General features: G+C 63.6%; 27 protein-coding genes. 14 read left to right on the top strand and 13 right to left on the bottom strand.

What is annotated here, in order from left to right:
- Positions 1-16 precede the first annotated feature (16 nt).
- The 4 genes from JWV26_RS12065 to JWV26_RS12050 all read left to right on the top strand — a co-directional run bounded on the left by JWV26_RS12065 (position 17) and on the right by JWV26_RS12050 (position 4,429).
- The gene (locus JWV26_RS12065; RefSeq protein WP_206419159.1) at positions 17-295 is read left to right on the top strand and encodes a hypothetical protein; all 279 of its coding nucleotides are present in this window, start codon (positions 17-19) and stop codon (positions 293-295) included.
- Positions 296-381: 86 nt separating this feature from the next.
- The gene (locus JWV26_RS12060) at positions 382-1,200 is read left to right on the top strand and encodes a substrate-binding periplasmic protein (RefSeq protein WP_420890298.1); all 819 of its coding nucleotides are present in this window, start codon (positions 382-384) and stop codon (positions 1,198-1,200) included.
- Positions 1,197-1,451 carry a TIGR02647 family protein gene (locus tag JWV26_RS12055; protein WP_021487644.1) on the top strand — a complete coding sequence of 85 codons (255 nt, stop codon included), beginning with the start codon at positions 1,197-1,199 and terminating at the stop codon, positions 1,449-1,451. Before JWV26_RS12060 ends, JWV26_RS12055 begins: the two co-directional genes overlap by 4 nt.
- Before the next feature lie 119 nt (positions 1,452-1,570).
- Positions 1,571-4,429: a class I adenylate cyclase gene (locus tag JWV26_RS12050; RefSeq protein WP_206419158.1), complete on the top strand. Its 2,859-nt coding sequence runs from the start codon at positions 1,571-1,573 to the stop codon at positions 4,427-4,429.
- On the opposite strand, the gene JWV26_RS12045 is transcribed toward JWV26_RS12050, so the two are convergent.
- From JWV26_RS12045 to JWV26_RS12025, 5 genes are all read right to left on the bottom strand, one after another.
- Positions 4,426-5,226: a lipase family protein gene (locus JWV26_RS12045; protein ID WP_206419157.1), complete on the bottom strand. Its 801-nt coding sequence runs from the start codon at positions 5,224-5,226 to the stop codon at positions 4,426-4,428. The two genes, JWV26_RS12050 and JWV26_RS12045, sit on opposite strands and share 4 nt — an antisense overlap.
- A 58-nt stretch (positions 5,227-5,284) precedes the next feature.
- Positions 5,285-5,692, bottom strand: coding sequence for a nucleoside diphosphate kinase regulator (rnk, locus tag JWV26_RS12040; protein ID WP_072423567.1), 408 nt, complete (start codon positions 5,690-5,692; stop codon positions 5,285-5,287).
- Positions 5,693-5,810: 118 nt separating this feature from the next.
- Positions 5,811-6,008, bottom strand: a complete 198-nt coding sequence (locus tag JWV26_RS12035) for a DUF1289 domain-containing protein (RefSeq protein WP_206419156.1) — start codon at positions 6,006-6,008, stop codon at positions 5,811-5,813.
- The gene (gene cyaY / locus JWV26_RS12030) at positions 5,998-6,330 is read right to left on the bottom strand and encodes an iron donor protein CyaY (protein ID WP_017678304.1); all 333 of its coding nucleotides are present in this window, start codon (positions 6,328-6,330) and stop codon (positions 5,998-6,000) included. Before cyaY ends, JWV26_RS12035 begins: the two co-directional genes overlap by 11 nt.
- Before the next feature lie 68 nt (positions 6,331-6,398).
- Positions 6,399-7,436: an AraC family transcriptional regulator gene (locus JWV26_RS12025; protein ID WP_072423569.1), complete on the bottom strand. Its 1,038-nt coding sequence runs from the start codon at positions 7,434-7,436 to the stop codon at positions 6,399-6,401.
- A gap of 181 nt (positions 7,437-7,617) precedes the next feature.
- Between JWV26_RS12025 and lptM the strand changes: the two genes are divergently transcribed.
- From lptM to JWV26_RS11995, 6 genes are all read left to right on the top strand, one after another.
- Positions 7,618-7,743: an LPS translocon maturation chaperone LptM gene (gene lptM / locus JWV26_RS12020; protein ID WP_017361215.1), complete on the top strand. Its 126-nt coding sequence runs from the start codon at positions 7,618-7,620 to the stop codon at positions 7,741-7,743.
- 13 nt (positions 7,744-7,756) lie between these two features.
- Positions 7,757-9,004, top strand: a complete 1,248-nt coding sequence (gene lysA / locus JWV26_RS12015; RefSeq protein WP_072423570.1) for a diaminopimelate decarboxylase — start codon at positions 7,757-7,759, stop codon at positions 9,002-9,004.
- 10 nt (positions 9,005-9,014) lie between these two features.
- Complete coding sequence (dapF, locus tag JWV26_RS12010) at positions 9,015-9,845, top strand: diaminopimelate epimerase (protein WP_072423767.1); 831 nt, start codon at positions 9,015-9,017, stop codon at positions 9,843-9,845.
- Positions 9,842-10,540: a DUF484 family protein gene (locus JWV26_RS12005; RefSeq protein WP_206419155.1), complete on the top strand. Its 699-nt coding sequence runs from the start codon at positions 9,842-9,844 to the stop codon at positions 10,538-10,540. The genes dapF and JWV26_RS12005 overlap by 4 nt, the downstream gene beginning before the upstream one ends.
- A 246-nt stretch (positions 10,541-10,786) precedes the next feature.
- The gene (gene xerC / locus JWV26_RS12000) at positions 10,787-11,689 is read left to right on the top strand and encodes a tyrosine recombinase XerC (protein ID WP_079784933.1); all 903 of its coding nucleotides are present in this window, start codon (positions 10,787-10,789) and stop codon (positions 11,687-11,689) included.
- Positions 11,686-12,387, top strand: coding sequence for an HAD family hydrolase (locus JWV26_RS11995; protein ID WP_072423572.1), 702 nt, complete (start codon positions 11,686-11,688; stop codon positions 12,385-12,387). Before xerC ends, JWV26_RS11995 begins: the two co-directional genes overlap by 4 nt.
- A 182-nt stretch (positions 12,388-12,569) precedes the next feature.
- Here JWV26_RS11995 and sutA read toward each other — a convergent pair whose 3' ends face one another.
- The 5 genes from sutA to glnK all read right to left on the bottom strand — a co-directional run bounded on the left by sutA (position 12,570) and on the right by glnK (position 15,417).
- Positions 12,570-12,893, bottom strand: coding sequence for a transcriptional regulator SutA (gene sutA / locus JWV26_RS11990; RefSeq protein ID WP_017678298.1), 324 nt, complete (start codon positions 12,891-12,893; stop codon positions 12,570-12,572).
- A gap of 77 nt (positions 12,894-12,970) precedes the next feature.
- Complete coding sequence (locus JWV26_RS11985; RefSeq protein WP_206419154.1) at positions 12,971-13,396, bottom strand: secondary thiamine-phosphate synthase enzyme YjbQ; 426 nt, start codon at positions 13,394-13,396, stop codon at positions 12,971-12,973.
- 98 nt (positions 13,397-13,494) lie between these two features.
- Positions 13,495-14,745: an ammonium transporter gene (locus JWV26_RS11980; RefSeq protein ID WP_072423573.1), complete on the bottom strand. Its 1,251-nt coding sequence runs from the start codon at positions 14,743-14,745 to the stop codon at positions 13,495-13,497.
- Between the two features lie 79 nt (positions 14,746-14,824).
- Positions 14,825-15,043 (bottom strand): hypothetical protein, encoded by a 219-nt coding sequence (locus JWV26_RS11975; protein WP_072423574.1) that lies wholly within the window; start codon positions 15,041-15,043, stop codon positions 14,825-14,827.
- 35 nt (positions 15,044-15,078) lie between these two features.
- On the bottom strand, positions 15,079-15,417 hold the full coding sequence (gene glnK / locus JWV26_RS11970) for a P-II family nitrogen regulator (RefSeq protein WP_003096476.1): 339 nt from the start codon (positions 15,415-15,417) through the stop codon (positions 15,079-15,081).
- A gap of 410 nt (positions 15,418-15,827) precedes the next feature.
- Here glnK and JWV26_RS11965 point away from each other — a divergent pair, with 410 nt between their 5' ends.
- Positions 15,828-16,088 (top strand): accessory factor UbiK family protein, encoded by a 261-nt coding sequence (locus JWV26_RS11965; RefSeq protein ID WP_072423575.1) that lies wholly within the window; start codon positions 15,828-15,830, stop codon positions 16,086-16,088.
- Between the two features lie 34 nt (positions 16,089-16,122).
- Positions 16,123-17,616, top strand: coding sequence for a YifB family Mg chelatase-like AAA ATPase (locus JWV26_RS11960; protein WP_206419153.1), 1,494 nt, complete (start codon positions 16,123-16,125; stop codon positions 17,614-17,616).
- 1 nt (position 17,617) lies between these two features.
- On the opposite strand, the gene JWV26_RS11955 is transcribed toward JWV26_RS11960, so the two are convergent.
- Together JWV26_RS11955 and JWV26_RS11950 are read right to left on the bottom strand one after the other, a co-directional pair.
- Positions 17,618-19,594, bottom strand: coding sequence for a methyl-accepting chemotaxis protein (locus tag JWV26_RS11955; RefSeq protein ID WP_206419152.1), 1,977 nt, complete (start codon positions 19,592-19,594; stop codon positions 17,618-17,620).
- A 306-nt stretch (positions 19,595-19,900) separates the two neighbouring features.
- Complete coding sequence (locus tag JWV26_RS11950) at positions 19,901-20,821, bottom strand: LysR substrate-binding domain-containing protein (RefSeq protein WP_196457902.1); 921 nt, start codon at positions 20,819-20,821, stop codon at positions 19,901-19,903.
- Positions 20,822-20,960: 139 nt separating this feature from the next.
- Between JWV26_RS11950 and JWV26_RS11945 the strand changes: the two genes are divergently transcribed.
- Entirely contained in the window at positions 20,961-22,346 is a 1,386-nt protein-coding gene (locus JWV26_RS11945; RefSeq protein ID WP_206419151.1) for a NorM family multidrug efflux MATE transporter, read from the top strand.
- 58 nt (positions 22,347-22,404) lie between these two features.
- On the opposite strand, the gene JWV26_RS11940 is transcribed toward JWV26_RS11945, so the two are convergent.
- Positions 22,405-24,072 (bottom strand): putative bifunctional diguanylate cyclase/phosphodiesterase, encoded by a 1,668-nt coding sequence (locus tag JWV26_RS11940; protein ID WP_079784937.1) that lies wholly within the window; start codon positions 24,070-24,072, stop codon positions 22,405-22,407.
- A 271-nt stretch (positions 24,073-24,343) separates the two neighbouring features.
- Here JWV26_RS11940 and rep point away from each other — a divergent pair, with 271 nt between their 5' ends.
- Positions 24,344-26,353: a DNA helicase Rep gene (rep, locus tag JWV26_RS11935; RefSeq protein ID WP_074915278.1), complete on the top strand. Its 2,010-nt coding sequence runs from the start codon at positions 24,344-24,346 to the stop codon at positions 26,351-26,353.
- The last annotated feature ends 32 nt before the right edge of the window (positions 26,354-26,385 follow it).

The following is a 26,385-nucleotide window of genomic DNA, read 5'->3' as shown; positions in this document are numbered from 1 at the left end:
GAACACGAGAGGAACCATGAGTCAAAAAAACAACGAGCAAGAAGACGAAGACTTCGCCGAAGCCACCCTGATTCAGGCCATCGAAAACCAGTTAGAAAGCGGTGAGCCCGCTGCAGCCAAGGCGGTTTACAACAAGCTGACGCTGGTCGGTTACGAGCGCGAGGAGATCCTCGAGCTGATGGCGCTGGTCCTGGCCCATGAAGTCGACGCCATGCTGCGCGAGGATCGCCCCTTCGATGGCGCCTGGTATGAGCAGGCCCTGCGCGCCCTGCCGGAGCTGCCGGAAGAAAACTGAGCAAGGATTGATCCAGGCCACTGGCCGGACTGGCAAGCAGATTGCTACTGTCACTGCCAACTCCGACCAGGAAGGCACCGTTTTCGATGGCCTGTCAGTCGACTCGAACTCTCGCTCTGCTTGTCTTCACGCTCTGCTTGAGCGGAGCGTGCATTGCTCGAGCCGAAACGCCGCGTATTGGTGCCGAGGATGACTGGTACCCCTACACAGCTTTGCGCAATGACAGGATCGAGGGCATGTCGGCAGACATAGTCCGCGCCGCTTTCAGTGCCAGCGACACATCCGTCGAGCTGACGCCCTACCCCTATTCGCGCTGCATGGAGTTGGCGCGTTCAGGCAGCCTGGCAGGCTGCTTCAACACCACGCCTGATGCGCACATCCGTGCGGAGTTCCTGTTACCGCAGGAGGTGCTGTTCAGCGACGACATTCTGCTCTGGGGCCATGCAGGGGACGCGGCAATAGATGACCTGGACGCCATCCGCGGCAAACGCGTGGCGGTCACCATCGGCTATACCTACGGCGAGTACTTCGACAGCTATGCAGATATTCAGCGCATTGCGGTGCGACGCGATATCAATGGCTTTCGCATGCTGCAGCGCGGGCGCGTGGACTACGTCATCGCCTTTCGCGGCACCACCGACGCACTGCTGCGCGACAACCCCGAACTGGTCGGCCAATTCAAGGCGCTAACCAGGGTACATCGCCCGCGACTCTACTTGACCTTCTCCCGCCACCACCCACGGGCTGCTGCCTTGCTGCGAGACTTCGACGCAGGCATGCGACAGATCAGGCAGGATGGCACCTATCAACGAATTCTTGCCAACTGGCAGCTCAGCGATGGGCAGAGCTCGGCACATGACTCTACACTGCAAGAGCGCCATAACAACAAGACGGAGTCACCATGAAGTCATTCACCGCTGACCTGATCGACGAGCTGGAAATCCTCGCCCTGTACAACCTGGACAATCATCAGGAGGGGCTAAAGGTGCACAACAACGCCTCATTCAAGGCGCAAGGCGCCATCACCCGTCTTCACGAAAAAGGCCTGGTGAGCCAAGCCGACGGCGGCTATCTGACCAGCCTGGGCATCGATGCCGCCGAGCATGCGCAAGCCCTGTTGACCATTCTCTCGACCCGTCAGACCACCTCCGCTTAATCTCGGTTGCCCGCCGGCCACCCTTCAGGGAAAGGCGCGGCGGGCGATATAGCGTCAAAGGCACTGCACTGGCGAGCCGACCGCTGATAGGCTTGCCGCATCTGCAGTAGAGTTCGAGCATGACGCGCACGCAGGAAATACGCCCCGATATCGATGACGGCATCGACCGCAAGGTGCTGGCGCAATTGCGCGCGCGCTTTCTGCAGATCAATCAGGGCCGCCTGCAGCGGGCCATGGAGGCGCTGTCCACACGTCAGCAACTGGTCCTCAAGCTGTTGCCATTGCTGCTGCACGTCAATCATCCACTGCTACCTGGCTATGTCTCGGCCAGCACACCGGCCGGCCTCAGCGGCTTCGAGCCGGATGATGCCAGCCTCGCCGAAGTCCAGCGCCTGACCCGCTCGTTCGTCTACAAGCCACGTCGTGGCCAGGGCGCCGCGCCGCTGCATGGGCTGTTCCTGATGGGTAGCCTGGGCACCGTTGCGCAGGCCGAGCAGAGCGATATGGACCTGTGGCTGTGCCACTCGCCCAACCTCACGGCGCAGGAACTGCAGGATCTGCGCAAAAAGTGCGATCAACTGGAAAGCTGGGCCGCCACCCAGGGCGCCGAAGTGCATGTCTTTCTGGTCGACCCGCAGCGCTTCACCCAGGGCGCGCGCGAAGCGCAACTGACCTCCGATGATTGCGGCACCACCCAACATTATCTGCTGCTCGACGAGTTCTACCGCACCGCCATCTGGCTAGGCGGTCGTACGCCACTCTGGTGGCTGGTGCCGGTCTACGAGGAAACGCGCTACCACGACTACTGCCGCACCCTGCTGAGCAAGCGCTTCGTACGCGCCGAGGACGTACTGGACCTCGGCAACCTGGCGCATATCCCACCGGAAGAGTTCATCGGCGCCGGCATGTGGCAGCTGTACAAGGGCATCGAGTCGCCCTACAAGTCGGTACTCAAACTGCTGCTGACCGAGGTCTACGCCAGCGAGCATCCCAGGGTCGAGTGCCTGGCGCTGCGTTTCAAGCGGGCGGTGTTCGAAGGCCGCCTGGACCTCGACGAACTCGACCCCTACATCGTCGTCTACCGTCGCCTGGAAGAGTATCTGAGCGCGCGCGGCGACCTGGAAAGGCTGGAGCTGATTCGCCGCTGCCTGTACCTGAAGGTCAACAAGAAGGTCAGCCGCCCACCGACGCGCGGCCGCGCCAAAAGCTGGCAGCGCCTGCTGCTTGAGCGCCTGACTGCTGAATGGGGCTGGCACAGCCGCCAGCTCAACGTGCTCGACAGTCGCAGCCAGTGGAAGGTGCGCCAGGTCGCCGCCGAGCGCCGCGTGCTGGTCAACGAGCTGACCTACAGCTACCGCTTCCTCTCGCAGTTCGCCCGCAGTGCCGAAACCGGCAGTTCACTGAACAACCGTGACCTCAACGTGCTGGGCCGGCGCCTGTATGCAGCCTTCGAACGCAAGGCCGGCAAGGTGGAGTACATCAACCCCGGTATCGCCCCGGACCTGGCCGAAGACACCCTGACCCTGGTCCAGCACCCCAGTCCCGAGGCGCCCAACGAATACCAGTGGGCGCTGTTCAACGGCAGCCTGGGCGCCCAGGAGTGGAGTGATTTCGCCCCTCTCAAGCGCTCGCGCGAACTGATCGAACTGCTCGCCTGGTGCCATCGCAACGGCGTGATCGACAGCAGCACGCGCCTGTCGCTGCATCCGGGCGCCAGCGACCTGACCGATTTCGAACTGTCCAACCTGATCGCCAGCCTGCAGCAAAGCTTCCCCTTGCCGCAGCCCAGCGTTGAAGAGGCCGCCCTGTTGCGCGCCAGCATCCCCAGCCAGGTGCTGTTGCTGGTCAATGTCGGGGTTGACCCGCTCAGGCAGCACAGCCAGATGAACGTGCACATGACCACCGGGCGCACCGATGCGCTGGGCTATTCGGGGGTGCGTGAGAACCTGGTATTGACCCTCGATCAGGTGGTGCTCAACAGCTGGAACGAACTGCAGGTCAGCCGCCATGACGGCACCGACGCCCTGCTCGACTGCCTGCGCGATCTGCTCAACAGCTTGCCGATCGGCGGCCCGCAACCCCAGGTACAGGTGCGCTGCTACTGTCGTAATCGCGCCCAGCCGATTGCCGAACGCGTTGACGAGTTGCTGCGCGACCTGCTCGACACCTATGCCGAAGGTCGCCAGTCACGCTATCTGGTGCAGGTACGCCAGCATTACCACGTGTTGCAGCTGACACCCGGCCAGGTCAGCCACACTGCTCTGGGTGATCTGCCAGCACTGCTGGAGCACCTCGGCGCCGAGCAGGAGCTCTACAGCCCCCTGCACCTGGACCGCCATGCCCTCGATGGCGACGACCTCGCGCTGATCCTGCCCATGGGCCGCCCACAGTGCATCCAGGTGTTCTATCGCCTGCACGAAACCAGCGGCGAAGCGGAACTGACCCTGCTCGATGAACGCAATGCACTCTGGCGCCGGCGCCTGCCATTTCGCGATGAGCAGAGCCTGCTGACGCCGATCCATCGTTTCCTGCAGTCATTGCTTTATCGGCGCAATGCCATGCTGCCGCTCGATAGCGCCGACAACCAGCCGCCCCTGGAAATTCTCTACTACCAACTGCTGCCGGCGGCGCCATTACGCGCTCAGCGCCTCGAGCGCAGACCGGCGCCCGAGGCGCAGGTCAGCCACCCGTTCTACGATGTGCAGGCCATCGTCGAGCCTGGCGACGGTCGCCAGCGCCACGTTACCCTGTACTGCAACCATCGCGAATTCTCAGAGCTGGAGTACGGCCGCGAGCTGTATCGCGCCGTGGCGCAGCACATCCTCGCCCAGCGTGCCGGCGGCGAACGCTATCCCTGCTACATCACCGACCTCGACCTGTCCGCCGTGCTGGCCGGGCAACAGGCGCAAACGGTGCATTACCTGCACTACAAGAGCGGGCTGGAAGATGCCCTCAATATGGCGCTGCAGCAGGTCTAGCCCTTCATCGGCGCATCCGGATTGTTCAGTGCATAGAGGTAGCAGCCGCCCATGCTGTGGTTGGCGGCGACACCTCCGTAACTGGCGGTGAAGGTCACCGGCAAGCCCAGGTGCTGATAGAACCAGCGATCACTGTCCGCCGGTGGCACCTCGGGCACCAGGTCGCTGTCGTTGACCAACCGGTAAGTCGGCACGGCCAGCCCGTTGTAGTAGCTGGCGAACGCCGGGGACGCCAGACGCGGGCTGGCAAAGTTGTAATGCTGCAGCGGCAATGCAGGCCAGCGCTGCAGCAGATCCGGCACCACCAGCGTACTCAGGGTGCTGCCCAGGCTGTGACCACAGGCCCAGAGCCGCGCCTGCGGCTGCAAGCCGTCCAGTGCCAGCAGAGCCTGGTCACGCAACGAGGTGTAGAGTTTCAGAAAGCCGTCGTGCACCAGACCCGCCCCAGCCTGCCAGGGGTAGTCGCGCTGATCCAGGTCGACGTCATCGAGCCAGTCCTGCACCGACTCGGTGCCGCGAAACACCAGGTAGCAATCACCCTGCGGATCCCGCGCGGCGAAGCCGAAGGGCTCGGATTCATTGAACACATGCCAATCGCTGAGCACGCTCCAGATTGGCGCGGAAAACTGCCAGCCCTCCAGATCAGGCTGTTGCCAATGAAAGCGCTCGGGCGTGCGCGGGCACTGCTGTGCCAGCCATTGCTCGTACTGGCCGTAGGCGGCCATCAGCAGCTCGGCGCAAAGCAAGGCGCGCGACAGCTGGTAGGACGGCGGGAAATACAGCGGCAGACTCGGCATGGCGAGGCCTCCTTGCCATTAGCGGAAACCTCACTCTAGCCCAGCCTGGGGAAAGGCGTCAGCGGTCGTATTCGCCTGCTGCTTCCGGTTGGTATTCGACTTCCAGCAGGGTCAATTTGAGCTGCTTGCCGCCCGGCGCCGGCCAGTCGATGTGCTGGCCGACGGACAGGCCGAGCAAGGCGCTGCCCACTGGCGCGAGGATGCTGACCTTGCCTTCGCCACCGGCATCCTGCGGGTAGACCAGGGTCAGGTGATAGTCCTTGCCACTGCTCTCCTCGCGGCAGTGCACGCGCGAATTCATGGTCACCACACCAGCCGGCACCTCGTCGTGCCCCACCACGTCGGCGCGATCCAGCTCAGCCTGTAGCGCCTGGGCGCCAGGACCGAACTCGTCTAGGCTGTCGAGCAGGCGCTCCAGACGCTGCAGATCGAGGCGAGTAATGGTGATGGTCGGTGAACTGTTCATGATGCCGGGCGGACTCCTTGCGTAAACCGTAAAAAAGCAAAACCCCGCCCGAAGGCGGGGTTCAGCTGAATGTTCTGTCGACCCTAACACAGCCGGACAAATAAACAAGACCGCCGGGTCAGTGCGCCCGTTTGCGCTCGCGCAACCGCTGCTCGGCGGCCTGGCAGATCAAGCGGCGCCACGCGTTATCGGCCGCGCCCCAGTCGAGAATTTCCTGCAGGGTACGACCGCAACCGAGGCATTGCTCATGCTCGTCGAGGCAACACTGGCGCCGGCACGGCGAAGCCAGCGGCGCCACGTTCGGCTCAGAGCTCATCGAACTCCAGCTCGGCGCCCGACTGCTCGAGCGTGATGCGTACCAGCATTTCACCCAGCTGTTCGTCGCTGGTATCGCAGATCCAGCGGCCGTCGGCCTCGTCGTAGTCGAAGTGGAAGCCACCGGAGCGCGCGGCCAGCCACAGCTGGCGAATCGGCTCCTGACGGCTGAAGATCAGCTGGCTGCCATTATCGAAACGCACCGTCAGCACACCGGCGCTGTTTTCCAGATCGACGTCCAGACCGCTGTCGTCGAAGATGTCCTCCACCGCCTGCTGGGTGGCATCGACCAGGTCGTGAAAGCGGGCTTCGCTTAGGCTCATCGGGGTGTCCTCACTAGATGCAGCGACTGCAGAAAAATTAGGCGAAAACGCAAGACCAGGCTAGCGGCCTAGGCGCAAAGGTGGCGACGGTACTCGCCCGGACTCGTTCCCGTCCAGCGACGAAATGCGCGCGCCAGCGAACCCGGCTCGCTGAAACCGACCAGAAAGGCGATTTCCGCCAGCTCCAGTGCGGGATCTCGCAGGTAGTGCAGCACCAACTGCTGGCGGGTTTCGTCGACCAATTGGCTGAACGACAGCCCGCCCTCACGCAAGCGCCGTTGCAAGGTCCTCGGGCTCAGCGCCAGGGCAGCGGCGATGGCCTCCAGATCAGGCCCCTGCTCCGGCAACTGGCGAGCCAGCTCCAGGCGCGCGCGATCGAGCACGCTGTTGCCCTGATTGAGCTCGGCCAGCAGGCGATCGGCGTAGGCATCAAGCATGCCACGCACCTGGGCGTCGGCCTGGTTCAGCGGCGCCGCGAGCAAACGTTTGGGAAAGATCAGGGCATTGTCGGGTTGCTCGAACAGCACCGGGCAGCGAAAGATGCGCGCGTGCTCAGAGGTATCCGCCGGCGCCGGATGCTGGAAGCGCACCTCGGTCGGCGCGATATCCAGGCCGCTGATCCAGCGTCCGAAACTGACCCAGCCGGCCAGGGTTTCTTCACTCAGCTGGCGCTGCTGCTGCGCCAGCAACGGCTGCCAGCTGTGGGCGACCAGCGGCTCGCTGTCGGGCCGAGCGGGCTCGTCGTCGAGCACGACCAGCCCCAGGTTGCCAACCAGCGAGGCATAGCGCGCCTGGCGGTGCAGCGCGTCGGCCAGGGTCGCGCAGCTCATGATCAGGTAACCGAGCACGCCGTAATAACCCGGCCGCACCGATTCCCCCAGATGCAGGCCCAGATTCGGGTCACCGGTCAGGCGCACGCCTTCGCCCAGCAGCGTCAGGTAAGCACTGGCCGCGATACGCTGATCGCGCTGGCTCAGGGCTTCAGGGCTGAGCTGGGCATGGGCGAGCAGCGCGTCGGCCGCCACCCCGTGGCGCTGCAGGTGTTCGATCAAGCCTTGCAGGTAGGCTACCGAGACCGAGCCGGCCAGAATCGCGGGATTGTCCATCGAGGCTCCTCGTTACTCGCCGCATGCTAACCCAAGCCGGCACGAATGCCTTCGGCACACACGCCAGATGCAGACGCAAATCGAGCCAGCGCCCCGCCAGGCGGGCGCCGGGCGCATAGGCAAGGTGGCAGGGGGTCGGTATACTCCGGCGCAATTCACGCTTATTTTCAAGGACTGCCCCATGAAGCGACTGACCCTCGCGCTCCTCGCCGCCGTTTGCCTGCTGGCTGGCTGCGGTCAGAAAGGCCCGCTGTATCTGCCGGGCGACGACAACGCCGGCAACAGCCGAGACCGTTTCGAACTCTGACAGGAGCTGCCCCATGGAAGCCTTCAACTACCGCGACGGCGAGCTGTTCGCGGAAGGCGTTGCCTTGTCCGCGCTGGCTCAGCGCTTCGGCACGCCCACCTACGTCTATTCCCGCGCCCATATCGAAGGGCAGTACCGCGCCTATGCCGATGCCCTGGCCGGCATGCCGCACCTGGTCTGCTTCGCGGTCAAGGCCAACTCCAACATCGGCGTGCTGAACGTGCTGGCACGCCTCGGCGCCGGCTTCGACATCGTTTCCAGCGGTGAGCTGGAGCGCGTACTGGCCGCCGGTGGCGAGCCGAGTCGCATCGTCTTCTCCGGCGTTGGCAAGAGCCGCGACGACATGCGCCGCGCGCTGGAAGTCGGCGTGCACTGCTTCAACGTCGAGTCCAACGTCGAGCTGGAGCGCCTGCAGAAGGTCGCTGCCGAGCTTGGCGTCAAAGCGCCCGTCTCGCTGCGGGTCAATCCGGACGTGGACGCCGGCACCCACCCGTATATTTCCACCGGCCTCAAGGAAAACAAGTTCGGCATCGACATCGAGCAGGCCGAGGCGGTCTATGCCCGCGCTGCCGAGCTGCCGAACCTGGAAGTGATCGGCGTCGACTGCCATATCGGTTCGCAGTTGACCACTCTCGAACCCTTCCTCGATGCCCTGGATCGCCTGTTGCTGCTGGTCGACAAACTGGCCGCACGCGGTATCACCATCAAACATCTGGACCTCGGTGGTGGCCTTGGCGTGCAGTACCGCGACGAGCAGCCGCCGCTGGCCGGCGACTACATCACCGCCGTGCGCAAACGCCTGCAAGGTCGCGACCTGGGCCTGGTATTCGAACCGGGCCGCTTCATCGTCGCCAACGCCGGCGTACTGCTGACTCAGGTGGAATACCTCAAGCACACCGAGCACAAGGACTTCGCCATTGTCGATGCGGCGATGAACGACCTGATCCGCCCCGCCCTGTATCAGGCATGGATGGACGTGTCGCCGGTGCAGCCGCGTGAAGGCGAGTCGCGTAACTACGACCTGGTCGGACCGATCTGCGAGACCGGCGACTTCCTGGCCAAGGATCGTCAGCTGGTGCTGGCCGAGGGTGACCTGCTGGCCGTGCGTTCGGCGGGCGCCTATGGCTTCGTCATGAGCTCCAACTACAACACCCGCGGCCGCGCCGCCGAGGTGCTGGTAGATGGCGAGCAGGCTTATGAAGTGCGTCGTCGCGAGACAGTCCAAGAGCTCTATGCCGGCGAAAGCCTGCTGCCGGCCTGAGGGCGACGTCATGCTATTGCGCTTTACCAAGATGCACGGCCTGGGCAATGACTTCATGGTCCTCGACCTGATCAGTCAGCACGCCCACGTGCAACCCAAGCATGCCAAACAATGGGGCGACCGCCACATCGGTGTCGGTTTCGACCAACTGCTGATCGTCGAGCCGCCGAGTCACCCGGATGTCGACTTCCGTTACCGCATCTTCAACTCCGACGGCTCGGAAGTTGAGCAGTGCGGCAACGGCGCGCGCTGCTTCGCCCGCTTCGTGCTGGACAAGCGCCTGACCACCAAGAAGGTCATTCGCGTCGAGACCAAGAGCGGCATCATCGAGCTGCGCGTGCAGAACGATGGCCAGGTCTGCGTCAACATGGGCGCACCGCGCCTGCAGCCGGAACAGGTGCCGTTCCAGGCCGACCAGGCCGCGCTGACCTATCGCGTCGACGTCGAGGGCCAGAGCGTCGAGCTGGCCGCGCTGTCGATGGGCAATCCGCATGCGGTGCTGCGCGTCGATAGCGTCGATGACGCGCCGGTGCACACGCTTGGGCCGAAACTGGAACACCATCCGCGCTTCCCGCAGCGGGTCAACGTCGGCTTTTTGCAGGTACAGGATCGTCAGCGTGCGCGCCTGCGCGTGTGGGAGCGTGGTGCCGGCGAAACCCTGGCCTGCGGCACCGGGGCCTGCGCGGCGGCCGTTGCGGCAATTCGCCAGGGCTGGATGGATTCGCCCGTGCAACTGGAACTGCCAGGCGGCAAACTGTCCATCGAATGGGCAGGCGAAGGTCAGCCGGTTATGATGACCGGGCCCGCTGCCCGCGTATACGAAGGACAGGTTCGCCTATGACCGACCAGCAGGATTTGCCCAAACCGCTCGATTCGGAAACGGTCGCGGCCTATCTGCGTCTGCACCCGGAGTTCTTCATCGACCATGAAGAACTGATCCCCGAGCTGCGTATTCCGCACCAGCCCGGCAACGCCGTGTCGCTGGTAGAACGCCAGGTCAAGCTGCTGCGCGAGCGCAACATCGAGATGCGCCACCGCCTTGGCCAGTTGATGGACGTGGCGCGCGACAACGACCGCCTGTTCGACAAGACCCGCCGCCTGGTGCTGGACCTGCTCGATGCCGGCAGCCTCGAGGAAGTGGTCGGAGTGGTCGAAGACAGCCTGCGCCATGAATTCCAGGTGCCCTTCGTCGGCCTGATCCTGTTCAGCGACAACAAGCTGCCGGTCGGTCGCTCGGTCAGCTCGGCCGAGGCGCATCAACAGGTCGGCGGCCTGCTTAGCGGCGGCAAGACCATCTGCGGCGTATTGCGCCCGCACGAGCTGGAGTTTCTCTTCGGCAAGGAAGACGCGGCGCAAGTCGGCTCCGCCGCCGTGGTCAGCCTCAACCATCAGGGCCTGCATGGCATTCTCGCCATCGGCAGCGCCGACCCGCAGCACTACAAGAGTTCGCTCGGCACCTTGTTCCTCGGCTACATCGCCGAAGTCCTGGCACGTGTCGTGCCCGGTTTCTCCACACCGCTGCGTTCGGTACGCTAGCAGGCCGTTGAAAAACGTAGGCGAGGCAGCCAGTGCAATACCGATGGCGGCCCCGCAAAAACAGCCGAAAAACGACCGGGGTCGCGTCCGACTTTACGTGTTGTAAATGAGCATTTTGACTGGGCTCGCACGCGAGGCTGTTTTTAACGCAGCAATGGCAATGTAGGTAGTTTTTCAACGGCCTGCTAGGTCGTGTAGGGTGGATGACGAGGCTCATCCACCATTGGCCCGCTCGGAACCCGCCACGTGACACTTGAAGCCCACCTCGACGCATACATCGAACACCTGCGCCGCGAGCGCCAGGTGTCGACGCATACCCTCGACGGCTATCGCCGTGATCTCGGCAAGGTGCGGGCATTCTGCGAAGCCGAAGGCCTGAGCGACTGGGCCGGGCTGGACACACGTAACCTGCGCCGCCTGGTCGCCCGCCTGCATCAGCAGGGCCTGGCAAGCCGCAGCCTGGCGCGCCTGCTCTCGGCCACCCGCGGCCTCTATCAATATCTGTTGCGTGAAGGCCTGTGCCGTCACGATCCGGCGACCGGCCTGAGCCCGCCAAAACGCGAGCGCCGCCTTCCCCGCACCCTGGACGCCGACCGCAGCGCGCAACTGCTCGACGGCGCGGTGGAGGACGACTTCATCGCCCGCCGCGATCAGGCCATGCTCGAGCTGTTCTATTCCTCGGGCCTGCGCCTGTCCGAGCTGGTCGGACTCGATCTCGACGGCCTGGACCTGCCCGCCGGTCTGGTACGCGTGCGCGGCAAGGGCAACAAGGTGCGCGAACTGCCGGTCGGCAGCATGGCGCGACAGGCACTGGAACACTGGCTGCCACTGCGCAAGCTGGCCAACCCTGGCGACGGTGCCGTATTCATCAGCCAGCAGGGCCGACGCCTGGGGCCACGCGCTGTGCAACTGCGCGTGCGCCAGGCCGGCGTGCGCGAGCTGGGCCAGCACCTGCATCCACACATGCTGCGCCACAGCTTCGCCAGTCATATGCTGGAATCCTCGCAGGATCTACGCGCGGTACAGGAGCTGCTTGGCCATGCCGATATCGCCACCACGCAGATCTACACCCACCTGGACTTCCAGCACCTGGCCAGTGTCTATGACCAGGCCCATCCACGCGCCAAGCGCAAAGGCGGTTCCGAATGAGCATTGAACTGATCACCTTCGACCTCGACGACACCCTGTGGGACGTCACTCCGGTGATGCAGGATGCCGAAGCCGCCCTGCGCAATTGGCTGGCCCTGCATGCACCGCGCCTGGGCGCAGTGCCGGTCGAGCATCTGTGGGCGGTCCGCAGCCGTCTACTCGACGCCGAGCCGATGCTCAAGCATCGCCTCAGCGAGCTGCGCCGGCGCATTCTGTTCCATGCACTGGAAGACGCCGGCTACCCGCACGGCGAAGCGCAGACGCTGGCCGAAGCGGGATTCCAGGTCTTTCTCAGCGCCCGCCATCAAGTCGAACTGTTCACCGAGGTACATCCGACGCTGGAGGCCCTAGCCGAGCGCTTCATGCTCGGGGTGATCACCAATGGCAATGCCGACGTGCGTCGCCTGGGTCTGTCGGACTACTTCCAGTTCGCCCTGTGCGCCGAAGAACTGGGCATCGGCAAACCCGACCCGAAACCCTTCCGTGAAGCGCTCAGCCGCGCAGGCGGCGTGGCGGCCGAGCGCGCCGTGCACATCGGCGATCACCCCAGTGACGACATTGCCGGCGCCCAGGCAGCCGGGATGCGTGCGATCTGGTTCAACCCGCAAGGGCGGTCCTGGGAGGGTGAAACGACCCCGGACGCGCAGATCGCCAGCCTGGCCGAACTACCGGCACTGCTGGGCAGCTGGACGCGCTGACCCGCACGGCGTCGCGGCGCGTCTAGGCTCGAGCCACGCACGACATCGGTGCGCACGGCGCACCCTATGCCGCGCCATCGACGTCGGCAGCGTTTTTTGCGCGCAAGCCTCGAGGGGTGCCACCGGGGATATGGGCAACAAAAAACCCGCCACAGGGGCGGGTTCCTTGTAGCTAGCCGTCCTCAGATGGGGCGGCTGCCGTATTTGCTGTCGGGCTTCTTGGGTGGGTCGGCGACCACATTGGGCTCCACCTCCTGCACCTTGCCACCACGGGAGAGAAACTCTTCCATGGCACGCGCCAGGGCATCGCGCTCCTTCTGCTTGGCTTCGATGCTGGGCAGCTCATCGACTTCAACGGCTTTGGCCTTGCTCTTCTTGCCGCTGGCTACGACCGCACCATCGCCTTCATCGTCGCCGCTGTCGCCGTCATCGGCAGCAGCCAGCTCCTCACCATCGTCCTCGTCAGCCCCGTCCAGATCGTCTTGTTCCAGGTCTTCGTCGCTCATGTTCAACCTCATGACTTGCGAAAAGCAGGTTAGTTATAGCCCAGTCGCGCGATGTACACCGCTCGACCGGAAAAAATTCAAATAGCCTCACCATGCAAGGTCGCCACCACTCGCCGAGCACCGCCATGATCGCGATGCTCACCAAGGTAGATCCCCTGCCAGGTACCAAGTGCCAGCCGTCCCTGCTGTATCGGCAGCTGTAGCTGAAAGCCCAGCAGACTGCCCTTGAAGTGCGCCGGCAAATCATCCGGCCCTTCGTAATCGTGCTCGTAGCCCGCCTGTCCCTGCGGCACCAGACGGTTGAAGAAGCGCTCGAAATCGCGGCGTACCGCGGGATCGGCGTTCTCGTTGACCGTCAGCGATGCCGAGGTGTGCTGCAGCCACAGATGCAACAGACCAACACGTACCTGCGCCAGTTCCGGCAATGCTGCCAGCACTTCTTCGGTCACCAGATGAAAACCGCGCTCACGCGGGCGCAGACTGATGATGCGTTGCTGCCACATGCCGCTCTCACTCTCGATGGCTCCAGCGCGCGCATTCTAGCGTGCTGCCAGAAAAAACAAAGGGCGCCCGAAGGCGCCCTTTGCGATTTACCGGAGGATCACTTGTTGGTGAATTCCGGGTAGGCCTCCATACCGCACTCGGCGATATCCACACCTTCGTATTCTTCTTCTTCGCTGACGCGCAGACCGATCACCGCCTTGATGATGCTCCAGACGATCAGGCTGGCGATGAAGACCCAGGCGAAGATACTGCCGATACCCAGCAACTGAGCACCCAGCGAAGCATCGCTGTTGGTCAGGCAAACAGCCAGCAGACCCCAGATGCCGACCACACCGTGTACGGAGATGGCACCAACCGGATCGTCGATCTTGACCTTGTCCAGACCGAGGATGGCGAACACCACCAGCACACCACCCACGCCGCCAATCAGAGTCGCCTGCAGGCCGCTCGGGGTCAGCGGTTCGGCGGTGATGGCCACCAGGCCAGCCAGGGCACCGTTGAGCGCCATGGTCAGGTCAGCCTTGCCGAACAGGATGCGGGCAACGATCAGCGCGGCAATCAGGCCACCGGCGGCTGCCATGTTGGTGTTGACGAACACCTGGGCAACGGCGTTGGCATCTTCGATGGTGCTCATCTTCAGCTGCGAGCCGCCGTTGAAGCCGAACCAGCCCATCCACAGGATGAAGGTGCCGAGCGTCGCCAGCGGCAGGTTGGCACCCGGGATGGCGTTGACCTGGCCATTGGCGCCGTATTTGCCTTTACGCGCACCGAGCAGCAGAACACCAGCCAGAGCAGCGGCGGCACCGGCCATGTGAACCACGCCGGAACCGGCGAAGTCGAGGAAGCCAGCTTCGTTGAGGAAGCCCGAGCCCCATTTCCAGAAACCCTGAACCGGGTAGATGAAGCCGGTCATGACCACGGCGAAAGCCAGGAAGGCCCACAGCTTCATGCGCTCTGCAACGGCACCGGACACGATCGACATGCAGGTCGCGGCGAACACCACCTGGAAGAAGAAGTCCGAACGCGCCGAGTAGTAAGGTGCATCGTCGCCACCGGCAAGTACCGAGTCGACGCTGTTCTCGTCACCGATCAGGAAGCCCAGGCTCGGCAGGATGCCGCCTTCCGGGCTGGAGTACATGATGTGGTAGCCGATCACCAGGTACATGACGCTGGCCACGGCATAGAGCGCCACGTTCTTGGTCAGAATCTCGGTGGTGTTCTTGGCACGCACCAGGCCGGATTCGAGCATGGCAAAACCCGCTGCCATCCACATCACCAGGGCACCACAGATCAGAAAGTAGAAGGTATCGAAGCCGTACTGCAATGCAGTCAATGCTGTGTTATCCATTTTTCACCTCTTGCCGGCGCTTTTGTTGTGCGCTGTTCGGTTGAAACGTCCAGGTTGGCTCAGGACGCGTTCCGCATGCTTACAGGTCGTTGCCACGCTCGCTCTGGATCACCGGAACCCCTTGCGCCGTGAGGCGACCAGGCATTCCCATCACTAGGCCGAGCGCAAGACCAAAGAGGGTCTGGCACAGCAGAGCGGCGAAGACATCGCCAGCTCCGGCTTTGGCCCTCGAAAACAGCGTAAAGCCAGAATTCGAGGACAAAAGGGCTCCTAGCCCTGCGAAAGTTCGCAGAGTCATGGGTTTACTCCTGGGGCGTGGGGTTCGGAGGCTTGTTAGATCGCGTCGGTATCGGTTTCGCCGGTACGGATACGAATCGCCTGTTCCAGGTTGACTACGAAAATCTTGCCGTCACCGATCTTGCCGGTGTTGGCGGCCTTGGTGATGGCCTCGATCACGCGATCGAGCTGATCGTCAGCGATGGCCACGTCGATCTTCACCTTGGGCAGGAAGTCGACCACATACTCGGCACCACGATACAGCTCGGTATGGCCTTTCTGGCGGCCGAAGCCCTTGACCTCGGTGACGGTAATGCCCTGCACGCCGATCTCCGACAGCGACTCGCGCACGTCGTCCAGCTTGAACGGCTTGATGATGGCAGTGACTAGCTTCATGAAACTTTCTCCCGTGTAAGGTGGACTTGCCCCAGGAATTGCGAACCCGGCTCAAGTCTAAGCGCAGTGTCTGGCTTTTGTAATGCATCGACCGCTCCAGCCTGGCGTGGTCGATACCCACCAACCGCTCCCGACGAAGCACTCCCCCGCTTCGCCTGCAGCACCAGAACTGCATCGGTGCATGCGTCGCTGGGGTCTAAGCAGAAAGCTTGCCAGCTCACGCAAAAGCGCTATCTATCAGGCCTTTAACAGCTTCCAGCCACGGTGACCGGTCATTCACGTCGAATGCAACGCACAAACTTGGTGCATCGACACATTGAGTAATGCTCAAAAATCGTGCAACCAGTGCTAGACCGTCCCGCCGCTGGCTGCGTGCTACACTGCCGACCGTCTGTTTACGGAACCTGATCATGCTGCCGCCGAAAGCCTTGCTCGACACTCTCAGTAGCCACGCCTCGCGTCTTTTCAGCGGCGACAGCCCGCTGCCTCGCGCCGAACTGGAAGCGCAGTTCAAAGCCCTGCTACAGAGCGGTTTCAGCAAGCTCGATCTGGTCAGCCGTGACGAATTCGACAGCCAGATGGTAGTCCTGGCCCGCACCCGCGCCCGCCTCGAGGCGCTGGAAGCAAAGGTCGCCGAACTGGAAGCCAAGCTGAACCCATCCACCGACTGATCCCACAGGAAGGTGGACTGATCAAGGAGAGATCATGTCCCTGGCCATCGTCCACAGCCGCGCCCAGGTCGGCGTCGAAGCACCGGCCGTCACCGTCGAAGCGCACCTGGCCAACGGCCTACCCTCCCTGACGCTGGTGGGCCTGCCGGAGACAGCAGTCAAGGAGAGCAAGGATCGCGTGCGCAGCGCCATCCTCAATGCCGCCTTCGAATTCCCCAGCAAACGCATCACCTTGAACCTCGCGCCCGCCGATTTACCGAAAGACGGCGGCCGCTTCGATCTCGCCATCGCTCTGGGGATTCTTGCGGCCAGCGGCCAGGTGCCGGCTCAATCCCTGGATGAATGCGAATGCCTGGGCGAACTGGCACTGTCAGGCGCGGTGCGTCCCGTGCAGGGCGTATTGCCGGCCGCCCTGGCCGCGCGCGCAGCCGGGCGCACCCTCTTGGTGCCACAGGCCAATGCCGAAGAGGCCAGCCTGGCCTCGGGGCTGAAGGTAATCGCCGTCGAGCACCTGCTGCAGATCGCCGCGCACCTCAACGGCAGTGCTCCTCTCGAACCCTACGCCGCCCAAGGTCTGCTCAGGCAGAGCCTGCCCTATCCGGATCTGGCCGAAGTGCAGGGCCAGTTGGCCGCCAAGCGTGCGCTGCTGGTGGCCGCCGCGGGATCGCATAACTTGCTGCTCAGCGGCCCACCCGGTACCGGCAAGACGCTGCTGGCCAGCCGCCTGCCCGGCTTGCTGCCACCGCTGGACGAGAGCGAGGCGCTGCAGGTCGCCGCCATCCATTCGGTAGCCAGCCATCTGCCGCTGCAGCACTGGCCGCAGCGCCCCTTTCGCACGCCGCACCACAGCGCCTCCGGGCCGGCATTGGTGGGGGGTGGCAGTCGCCCGCAGCCTGGCGAAATCACCTTGGCCCATATGGGTATCCTGTTCCTTGATGAGCTGCCGGAATTCGATAGGAAAGTGCTGGAGGTGCTGCGAGAACCGCTGGAAAGCGGCCACATCGTCATTGCCCGGGCACGCGACAAGGTACGTTTCCCCGCGCGTTTTCAGCTCGTTGCCGCCATGAACCCCTGCCCTTGCGGCTATCTGGGGGACCCGAGCAACCGCTGTCGCTGCACACCGGAGCAGATTCAGCGTTACCGCGCCAAGCTGTCCGGGCCACTGCTCGATCGCATCGACCTGCACCTGACGGTCGCCCGCGAAACGACGATATTGAACGCCCCACCACAAGATGGCGAAAGCACTGTGCAGGCGGCATCCAAAGTGGCGCGGGCTCGTGAGCGACAACTGCAACGTCAAGGGACGGCGAATGCCTTTCTCGACTTGCCAGGCCTGCGTCGGCACTGCGCCCTGAGCGGCGCGGATCGCCAGTGGCTGGAGAGCGCCTGCGAACGCCTCGGCCTGTCGCTACGCGCCGCGCACCGAGTGCTCAAGGTGGCGCGCACGCTGGCAGACCTGGCGGAGCAGCAGCAGATCAGCCGGGAACATCTGGCCGAAGCACTGCAGTATCGCCCCGCCGCGGGATGAATCAGCGGAAGCGCTCGACCTCCTGACGCAGCTGAGCGGCGAGGCGATCCAGCTCGCGCGCGGTATCGGCCAGGTTGGCCACCACTTCACGCTGCTCGCCATTGGCCTGGGCGATGCTCTGCAGGTTGGCGCTTAGCACGGTCGCAGTGCTACTCTGCTCGCTGGTAGCGGTGGTGATGGCGGCGAATTGCTCGCCGGCCTCGGCGCTTTGCTCACTGATCTGCGCCAGCGCCGCAGCCACCTTGGCGTTACGTTCCAGGCCGTCCTGCATCAACTGTCGGCCGTGCTCCATGGTGGCGATGGCGCTGCTGGTCTCGCTCTGGATGCTGCCGATCATGGTGGAAATCTCGTTGGTCGCCTCACGGGTGCGTCCAGCCAGGTTGCGCACCTCGTCGGCGACCACGGCAAAACCGCGGCCCTGCTCGCCGGCCCGCGCTGCTTCGATGGCAGCGTTGAGCGCCAGCAGGTTGGTCTGGTCGGCGATCGCGGTGATGACGCTGACGATACCGCCGATCTCCTGGGAGCGCTGGCCGAGGCCGTTGATCGCCGTGGAGGTTTGCTCAAGTGCTTCGGCGATCTGCACCAACGCTTCGGAAGCCTGATCCATCGAGGTACGCCCGATGCGGGTCTGCTGGGCATTGTCGCTGGCCAGGCGTTCGGTGCTGCGCATGTTGTCGGCGATGTTCTGCGAGGTGGCACTGAACTCCTCCACCGCGCCGGCCATGCTGCTGATCTCACCGGATTGCTGATCGATGCCCTGATAGGCGTCACGCGACAGCATGGACATCCCCTGCGAGCGCGCGCTGACATCCTGAGCTGCGCTGCGAATACCCGCCACCATGCTCGCCAGCGCCTCGCCCATGCGGTTGAAACTGCGCGCCAGCTCACCGATTTCATCGTCACTGGACTGCGCCATACGCGCGCCGAGATCACCGGCACCGAGCGCCTGCGCCTGCTGGACCAGATCGCCCAGCGGGCGCAGTTTGCGTCGCAGCAACCAGACCACGGCGATCACCGCCAGCAGCAGGGTCAGTGCACTACCGATGGCCAACTGGGTACCGACACGCCAGGTAACGGCCTGAATTTCCTCGCGCGGCATGCTCGCCAGCACCACCCAGGGTCCGCCGGTAAAGGGCATGGCGACGCTGTAGAATTCATTCTGGCCATCGTTCCAGAAACCGCCGTCCCCCGAGTGTGCGATCAGATCGCCGAGGGCTGCCGGCAGTGTATCCAGAGCGCCAGTACCAGCAGGCTTGACCAGCCACTTGCCCTGCTCGTCGAGCAGGGCAAGCGAGCCTGTTTCGCCAATGCGAAATTCGCTGAGTTTGTTGAATTGCAGCTTCTGCGCGTCGGTGTAGTCGAAGCCGACGAACAGCACCGCAATGACCTGCCCACTACCATCACGCACGGGGGTGTACTGGGTCATGTAGTTGCGGTCGAAGAGCAAAGCCCGGCCCACGTAACTCTGCCCGGCCAGCAGGCGCTGATAGGCCGGGTGCTGGTGATCAAGCGCCGTTCCCAGAGCACGAGCGCCATCCTGCTTGGTCAGCGAGGTGGTGATGCGGATGAATTCGCTACCGTCACGCACGAATACCGTGGCCACACCCGCAGTCATGCGCGTGAAGTCATCGACCTCGGTGAACTCGTTGTTCAAGCGCGTAGCCCCCAGGTAAAGCGCAGGTGTCTGCATGCTGCCAACGTTCACACGCTCTTCACTGCGCACCTGCAGCCCCGTGCTGAAGCGCTGTTCGAACAATCCAGCCAGCCGCTGCGTGCTCTCACGCAGGCTGCCGTGGAAGGTTTCGAGCTGGTCGGCCAGCAGCCCCGCCTCGCTGCCCAGGTGCTTTTCGCGAGTGACCAGATTGGCCTCGTTGAGTGAGCGCAGGGCAAACAGGGTGCTGATACTGATCAGCATCACCAGCACCAAAGCCAGCATGGCAGCCAGTTGCAGGGCTATACGAGAGCGAGGAGGATTCATGAGGACTCCAGATGTGCGCCCACGAGCATATGGGCAGATAACTCAGGCAATTTCGATACCACCCAGTCGTCATATGACTTGGCGAAAGGCCGCGAGGATACTTGAGCACTCAGCTCGGTCAATATCAAAGCGCCATACGGTCGTCATTTATTATCAAAACAGTGTGACGAAGTGATGATTGATAGGTTTTATCGATCGCTCAATAGATGATGGCACTCATGCCTATAGAGAGCATCCTTGCCACATTACAGTCGACCTGCCCGGTCCTGGATGGCTGCCAGAGCCCTTAGCGCTGGCCATGATCGTTCAGCGCAAGCGCTCGACCCCTGGCAGTGACAGCGCGGCGACCTCCGCCAGCAAGTAGTCACGCAAACGCTGCAGACGTGTCTGCGCACGATGTCCACGCGGCCACACCATATAGTAGCTGTCGCCACTGAATACCGCGGTCGGCCAGGGCACCCCAAGCCGGCCGGCATTCACGTCCTCGGCCACCATCAGCAGATCACCAATGGACACGCCATAACCGCGTGCCGCCGCAACGATGCCCAGTTCGAGCATGTCGAACAGCTGCCCGCTCTTCAGCGGCACCTGTTCGATCAGGCCTGTAGCCTGCAACCAGCGCCGCCAGTCGCGGCGATCCGGCGTCGGGTGCAGTTGCTCCGCCGCGCGCAGCCGCGCCAGCGACCAGGGGCCGGCCTCGGAATCGCCGGCAGCGCACACCGGAATCAGCCACTCCTCGAACAGCAGCACGCTCTCCCACTCATCTGGAAACTGACCATCGGACAGCAGCACCGCGCAGTCGAAGGGTTCATGGCGGAAGTCGACCTTGTCCACGTCCATCCAGGCGCTGGTGAGCTGCACTTCGCTGTCCGGGTTGGCCAGACGAAAGTGCGACAGGCGTGCCAACAGCCAGCGCATGGTCAGGGTCGACGGTGCCTTCAGGCGCAGCACCTCATCGTCGGCGTGCAAGACAGCGCTGGCACGCTCCAGTGCATCGAAACCCTCACTCAGCCCCGGTAGCAGGGCACGGGCCGGATCGGTCAGGTGCAGGCTGCGGCCACGGCGCTCGAACAGACGGCAGGCGAAGTACTCCTCCAGCGTACGGATATGCCGACTCACCGCGCTCTGGGTGATTGCCAGCTCTTCGGCGGCGCGCGTGAAGGAGGCGTGCCGGGCTGCGGCCTCGAAGGCGCGCAGGGCGTAAAGCGGTGGTAAACGACGGCTCACCGCATCGAACCATGAGTTTTAATCATGCCTGGCATGGCTATTTTCCTTTTGTGAGCAATCGACAAGAACCACAGAATAGCGGTCATTGCTCATTCCCCGACAGCCTGGGGATGCTTACCCTGCCGAAGTTTTACTCATCATGAAGAATTCCCTTGGCCACGAACTGGGTGCGCTGCTGCGCCTGGCCGGCCCGCTGATCTCCGCACAGCTGGCCCACGCGTTGATGATTTTCACCGACACGCTGATGATGGCCATGCTCGGCCCGCAGCAGTTGGCCGGTGGTGCACTGGGCGCCACCTGCTATTTCATCTTCTCGATCTTCTGCACCGGAGTGATCGCCGCGGTGGGCAGCCTGATCGCCATCCGCCATGGCGCGGACGATCCGCGGGGTATCACGCGCCTGATCCAGAATGGCTTGTGGCTGGCCATGCTGCTGGGCGTGGCCAGTGCGCTGTGCCTTAACAGTCTGGGCCCGCTGCTGCCGCATCTGGGTCAGGATCCAGGCGCGGCCAGCCAGGCCATGGAGTTCCTGCGCCCACTGTCATTGGCCTTGCCTGGCTACCTGTGCTTCATGGCGCTGCGCGGCTTCACCAGTGCCATCGGTCATCCCGGCCCGGTGATGGCCATCAGCATCGTCGGCACCATCGCCAACTTCGTCATCAACTACGCGCTGATCAAGGGCTGGTTCGGCCTGCCCAGTCTGGGCCTGAGCGGCATCGGCATGACCACTGCGCTGGTCAGCAGCACCATGGCACTGGCATTGGCGCTGTACATCCTGCTCTCGCCAACCTACCACCGTTACAAACTGCGGGGCGGTATGGGCCGCCCACAAGGGGCGGAAATGCGCGCCCTGCTGCGCCTGGGCCTGCCCATTGGCGGTACCTACGCCGCCGAGCAGGGGCTGTTCACCTTCGCCACCCTGTGCATGGGTGCGCTTGGCAGTGTGCAACTGGCGGCACATCAGATCGCCATGCAGACCGTGGCGCTGGCGTTCATCGTGCCGCAAGGGCTGTCCTACGCGGTGACCTTCCGCGTCGGCCTGCATTACGGTGCCGGGCACCTGCACCTGTCGCGCCTCAGCGGCCATCTGGGCATGGCCCTGGGGGCGGCGTTGATGCTGCTGTTTGCCCTGCTGTTCTGGCTGCTGCCGGAGTGGATCATCGGTCTGTTCCTCGACCGCCACGACCCGGCGTTCGCCGATATCGTCACCCTCGCGGTGAGCCTGCTGGCGATCGCCGCCTGGTTCGAGCTGTTCGATGGTTTGCAGAGCATCGCCATGGGCGCGATCCGCGGGCTGAATGACGGCCGCACCACCCTGCTGATCGGTCTGACCGGCTACTGGTGCGTGGGCGCACCGCTGGTCTGGCTGTTCGCCTTCGCCCTTGGCTGGGGCGCACAGGGCGTCTGGTGGGGCCTGGCTGCCGGCCTGGCGGTAACGGCGAGCGGTCTGGTGCTGGGCTTCCAGTGGAAGACTGCGCGCCTGCAGCGACCACCTGTAGTGGAAGGCGAGACCTGCCTGTCGTAGCCCGCATGCAAGCCAGGGTCGTGTGCCGCATATTTCCCGGCTTGCGTCCGGGCCAGAATCAGCCGCCGCCGAGCAGCGGCTGGCGCAGGCCGAACACCAGAAAGCGTGCCAGCTCCGCCAGAGGTATGGCCTTGCTGATCAGGTAACCCTGTACCTGATCACAGCCAAACTGGCGCAGCATGTCGAGCTGCTCGATGTTCTCCACCCCTTCGGCCACCACCTCGAGATTGAGGTTGTGCGCCAGATTGATCATCGCCCGCACCAGTTGACGGTTCTCGGCGCGCTCGCCCATGCCGCCGACGAAACTCCTGTCGATCTTCAGCAGGGTGATCGGCAGGTTGTTGAGATGAACGAACGACGAGAAACCGGTGCCGAAGTCGTCCAGCGAGAAACGCACGCCGAGCCGTCCCAGCGCCAGCATGGTCTGCTGCACCTGATCGCTGCGGCGCATCACCGCGGTTTCGGTCAGTTCGAACTCCAGCCACTGCGCATCGACTCCACGCTCCTCGATCAGGCGGCTGAGGGTCGGCAGTAACTGGCTGTCCTGAAACTGGCGGAACGACAGGTTGACCGCCATGTGCAGTGCCGGCAGGCCGCGCCCACGCAGCCACTGCATATCGCGCAGGGCACGGGAAATGACCCAGTAACCGAGCGGTACGATCAGCCCGGTTTCTTCGGCCAGCGGTACGAACTCATTGGGCGAAAGCAGCCCACGCTCGCTGTGCTGCCAGCGCACCAGCGCCTCCAGGCCGACGATGCGCCCGCTCTTCAGGCACAGCCGGGGCTGATAATGCAGCTCCAGTTCGTCACGGCGTAGAGCGCGGCGCAGCTCGCCTTCCAGATCGGCCTGGCTACGTGCGCTGCGGTTCAGGCGTTCGTCATAGACATGAAACACGCAGCCTTGCTGATTCTTGGCCTGTTGCATGGCGATATGCGCGTGCCACAGCAGCGGATCGGCGCCCTCGCCCGCGCGGGCATGGGCCAGGCCAAGGCTGCAACCGATCAGCAGACTCTCGCCATCCACCCAGTATGGCTCTCCCAATACCTCGGTGACGCGCTCGGCCAGGCGCTCCACGCGCTGCGGATCGCGGCGTGCATCGAGCAACAGAGCGAATTCGTCGCTGCCCAGGCGGGCGATCTGATCGCAGGGCTGCAGCAACCCCTTGAGCCGCGCCACCACCTGCAGGATCAGGCGATCTCCGGCCTGGTAGCCGAGGGCATCGTTGGCGTGGCGGAAGTTATCCAGATCGAGGTGACCCAGCACCAGGCCACGGCCGCCACACTCGGCCAGGCGCGCCGCGAGCAGGGTCTGGAAACCCTGGCGATTGGCGATGCCGGTCAAGGGGTCCTGTTCGGCCAGGCGCTGCAGGGTGTGCTTGAGGTTGCCCTGTTCGCGCACGTAGCGCAGGCAGCGACGCAGCACGTCGAGATTGAGGCTGCCGCGCACCAGCCAGTCGCTGACGCCGGCGGGCTCTTCGATTGGCTCCTCGTCAAGCAGCAGGACGATGGGCAAGGGGCACTGATGGGGCTCGGGAAGGCGATCCGGGGTACTCAGCAACAGACCACTGGCGTGATCATCAAACAGGTTGCTGGCCGCTTCCCATGACGGCGCGGTAATCAGCGGGGATGGGCTGCCCAGGGCGCTCAACTGCTCGCGCAACAATTCGGCCCAGTCCGGCGTTTCCGCCAACAGGACCAACCGCAAGGGTTCGACGAGCGTGGACAAGCAACCTCCCCCAATGACCACAAGAATGATGGCGAATCGCGTCGCCTGAACGCGCCGTAATCGGCGTCTAATCAATCACATCCGTGCGAAAGGTAGTGCAGATCCTGAGGTATAGCCAGTAAACCGACAAGTGGGACCAGAGTACTGGAATAAAGTGATTAACCAAGTGCATGGCTATGCAATTTCGTGCGCTAGGCCACAGTTCCGGACGGCCGCGGCAGAAGTCGCCAGGCCTGTTAAAATGCGCGGCCCTTTTTCTGCGAACGATCCCATGTCCCGACTGAACCCCCGGCAACAAGAGGCCGTGAACTACGTCGGCGGCCCGCTTCTGGTGCTCGCCGGTGCCGGTTCCGGCAAGACCAGCGTGATCACGCGCAAGATCGCCCACCTGGTGCAGAACTGCGGCATCCGCGCCCAGCACATCGTCGCCATGACCTTCACCAACAAGGCCGCGCGCGAGATGAAGGAGCGCGTCGGCACCCTGCTCAAGGGCAGTGAGGCGCGTGGTCTGACCGTGTCCACCTTCCACAACCTGGGCATGAACATCATCCGCAAGGAATACGCGCGCCTGGGCTACAAGCCCGGTTTCTCGATCTTCGACGACGGCGACATCAAGGCGCTGCTCAGCGACATCATGCAGAAGGAGTATTCCGGCGACGACGGTGCCGACGAGGTAAAGAACCTCATCGACAGCTGGAAGAACGACCTGATCCTGCCCGACGAAGCCCTGGCCAAGGCGCGCAATCCCAAGGAACAGACTGCCGCCATCGTCTACCTGCACTACCAGCGCACGCTCAAGGCGTACAACGCGGTGGACTTCAACGACCTGATCCTGCTGCCGGTGAAACTCTTCCAGGAGCACGCCGACATCCTGGAGAAATGGCAGAACCGCATCCGCTACCTGCTGGTCGACGAATACCAGGACACCAACGCCAGCCAGTACCTGCTGGTGAAGATGCTGGTGGGCATGCGCAACCAGTTCACCGTGGTCGGCGACGACGACCAGTCGATCTACGCCTGGCGTGGCGCGCGCCCGGAAAACCTGATGCTGCTGAAAGAGGACTATCCGTCGCTGAAAGTGGTGATGCTGGAGCAGAACTACCGCTCCACCAGCCGTATCCTCAAATGCGCCAACGTGCTGATCGCCAACAACCCGCACGTGTTCGAGAAGCAGCTGTGGAGCGAGATGGGCATGGGCGACGAGATTCGCGTGATCCGCACCCGCAACGAAGACGCCGAGTGCGAACGGGTGGCCCTGGAAATTCTCACCGAGCATCTGCGTACCCAGCGTCCCTACAGCGAATTCGCCATCCTCTATCGCGGCAACTACCAGGCCAAGCTGATGGAGCTGAAACTGCAGCACCACCAGATTCCCTATCGCCTATCCGGCGGCACCAGCTTCTTCGCCCGCCAGGAAGTGAAGGACCTGATGAGTTACTTCCGCCTGCTGGTCAACCCGGACGACGACAACGCCTTCCTGCGCGTGATCAACGTGCCGCGCCGCGAGATCGGCTCCGCCACCCTGGAAAAACTCGGCAACTACGCCAACGAGCGCAAGATCAGCATGTACGCCGCAGCCGGCGAGATGGGCCTCGGCGAGCATCTCGACGCGCGCTTCACCGAGCGCCTGCAGCGCTTCACCCGCTGGATGGACCGGGTGCGCCAAGAGTGCGCGCAGAACGATCCTATCGCCGCCATCCGCAGCATGGTCATGGACATCGACTACGAGAACTGGCTGCGCCAGAACGCCTCCAGCGACAAGGTGGCCGACGCGCGCATGGGCAACGTCTGGTTCCTCGTCGATGCGCTGAAGAGCACGCTGGAGCGTGACGAAGACGGCGACATGACCATCGAAGACGCCATCGGCAAGCTGGTGCTGCGCGACATGCTCGAGCGCCAGCAGGAAGAGGAAGAAGGCGCCGAGGGCGTGCAGATGATGACCATGCACGCCTCCAAGGGCCTGGAGTTTCCGTCGGTGTACATCATCGGCTTCGAGGAAGAGATTCTCCCTCACCGTTCCAGTATCGAAGCCGACACCATCGAGGAAGAGCGGCGCCTGGCCTACGTCGGCATCACCCGCGCCAAGCGCAACCTGGCGCTGACCTTCGCGGCCAAGCGCAAGCAGTACGGCGAGGTGATCGACTGCTCGCCGAGCCGCTTCCTCGATGAGCTGCCGCCGGAGGACCTGGTGTGGGAAGGCCTGGAAGAGGCGCCGGTGGAGGTCAAGGCGGCGCGCGGCAATGACGCCCTGGCCAATATGCGGGCGATGCTCAAACGCTGAAGCGCGGGGCTTGTTGTCTGGTGGGCTGAAGC

It is taken from the genome of Ectopseudomonas toyotomiensis, assembly GCF_017167985.1.
Lineage (GTDB): Bacteria > Pseudomonadota > Gammaproteobacteria > Pseudomonadales > Pseudomonadaceae > Aquipseudomonas > Aquipseudomonas toyotomiensis.
The sequence above is the reverse complement of the archived record's forward strand: the minus strand, read 5'-3'. Positions and strand labels throughout refer to the sequence as shown.

Excerpts from the sequence above, each read along its gene's own strand:
- JWV26_RS12065 (WP_206419159.1), top strand. The coding sequence starts at position 17 with ATGAGTCAAAAAAACAACGAGCAAGAAGACGAAGACTTCGCCGAAGCC.
- JWV26_RS12060 (WP_420890298.1), top strand. The coding sequence starts at position 382 with ATGGCCTGTCAGTCGACTCGAACTCTCGCTCTGCTTGTCTTCACGCTC.
- JWV26_RS12055 (WP_021487644.1), top strand. The coding sequence starts at position 1,197 with ATGAAGTCATTCACCGCTGACCTGATCGACGAGCTGGAAATCCTCGCC.
- JWV26_RS12050 (WP_206419158.1), top strand. The coding sequence starts at position 1,571 with ATGACGCGCACGCAGGAAATACGCCCCGATATCGATGACGGCATCGAC.
- JWV26_RS12045 (WP_206419157.1), bottom strand. The coding sequence starts at position 5,226 with ATGCCGAGTCTGCCGCTGTATTTCCCGCCGTCCTACCAGCTGTCGCGC.
- rnk (WP_072423567.1), bottom strand. The coding sequence starts at position 5,692 with ATGAACAGTTCACCGACCATCACCATTACTCGCCTCGATCTGCAGCGT.
- JWV26_RS12035 (WP_206419156.1), bottom strand. The coding sequence starts at position 6,008 with ATGAGCTCTGAGCCGAACGTGGCGCCGCTGGCTTCGCCGTGCCGGCGC.
- cyaY (WP_017678304.1), bottom strand. The coding sequence starts at position 6,330 with ATGAGCCTAAGCGAAGCCCGCTTTCACGACCTGGTCGATGCCACCCAG.
- JWV26_RS12025 (WP_072423569.1), bottom strand. The coding sequence starts at position 7,436 with ATGGACAATCCCGCGATTCTGGCCGGCTCGGTCTCGGTAGCCTACCTG.
- lptM (WP_017361215.1), top strand. The coding sequence starts at position 7,618 with ATGAAGCGACTGACCCTCGCGCTCCTCGCCGCCGTTTGCCTGCTGGCT.
- lysA (WP_072423570.1), top strand. The coding sequence starts at position 7,757 with ATGGAAGCCTTCAACTACCGCGACGGCGAGCTGTTCGCGGAAGGCGTT.
- dapF (WP_072423767.1), top strand. The coding sequence starts at position 9,015 with ATGCTATTGCGCTTTACCAAGATGCACGGCCTGGGCAATGACTTCATG.
- JWV26_RS12005 (WP_206419155.1), top strand. The coding sequence starts at position 9,842 with ATGACCGACCAGCAGGATTTGCCCAAACCGCTCGATTCGGAAACGGTC.
- JWV26_RS11995 (WP_072423572.1), top strand. The coding sequence starts at position 11,686 with ATGAGCATTGAACTGATCACCTTCGACCTCGACGACACCCTGTGGGAC.
- sutA (WP_017678298.1), bottom strand. The coding sequence starts at position 12,893 with ATGAGCGACGAAGACCTGGAACAAGACGATCTGGACGGGGCTGACGAG.
- JWV26_RS11985 (WP_206419154.1), bottom strand. The coding sequence starts at position 13,396 with ATGTGGCAGCAACGCATCATCAGTCTGCGCCCGCGTGAGCGCGGTTTT.
- JWV26_RS11980 (WP_072423573.1), bottom strand. The coding sequence starts at position 14,745 with ATGGATAACACAGCATTGACTGCATTGCAGTACGGCTTCGATACCTTC.
- JWV26_RS11975 (WP_072423574.1), bottom strand. The coding sequence starts at position 15,043 with ATGACTCTGCGAACTTTCGCAGGGCTAGGAGCCCTTTTGTCCTCGAAT.
- glnK (WP_003096476.1), bottom strand. The coding sequence starts at position 15,417 with ATGAAGCTAGTCACTGCCATCATCAAGCCGTTCAAGCTGGACGACGTG.
- JWV26_RS11965 (WP_072423575.1), top strand. The coding sequence starts at position 15,828 with ATGCTGCCGCCGAAAGCCTTGCTCGACACTCTCAGTAGCCACGCCTCG.
- JWV26_RS11960 (WP_206419153.1), top strand. The coding sequence starts at position 16,123 with ATGTCCCTGGCCATCGTCCACAGCCGCGCCCAGGTCGGCGTCGAAGCA.
- JWV26_RS11955 (WP_206419152.1), bottom strand. The coding sequence starts at position 19,594 with ATGAATCCTCCTCGCTCTCGTATAGCCCTGCAACTGGCTGCCATGCTG.
- JWV26_RS11945 (WP_206419151.1), top strand. The coding sequence starts at position 20,961 with ATGAAGAATTCCCTTGGCCACGAACTGGGTGCGCTGCTGCGCCTGGCC.
- rep (WP_074915278.1), top strand. The coding sequence starts at position 24,344 with ATGTCCCGACTGAACCCCCGGCAACAAGAGGCCGTGAACTACGTCGGC.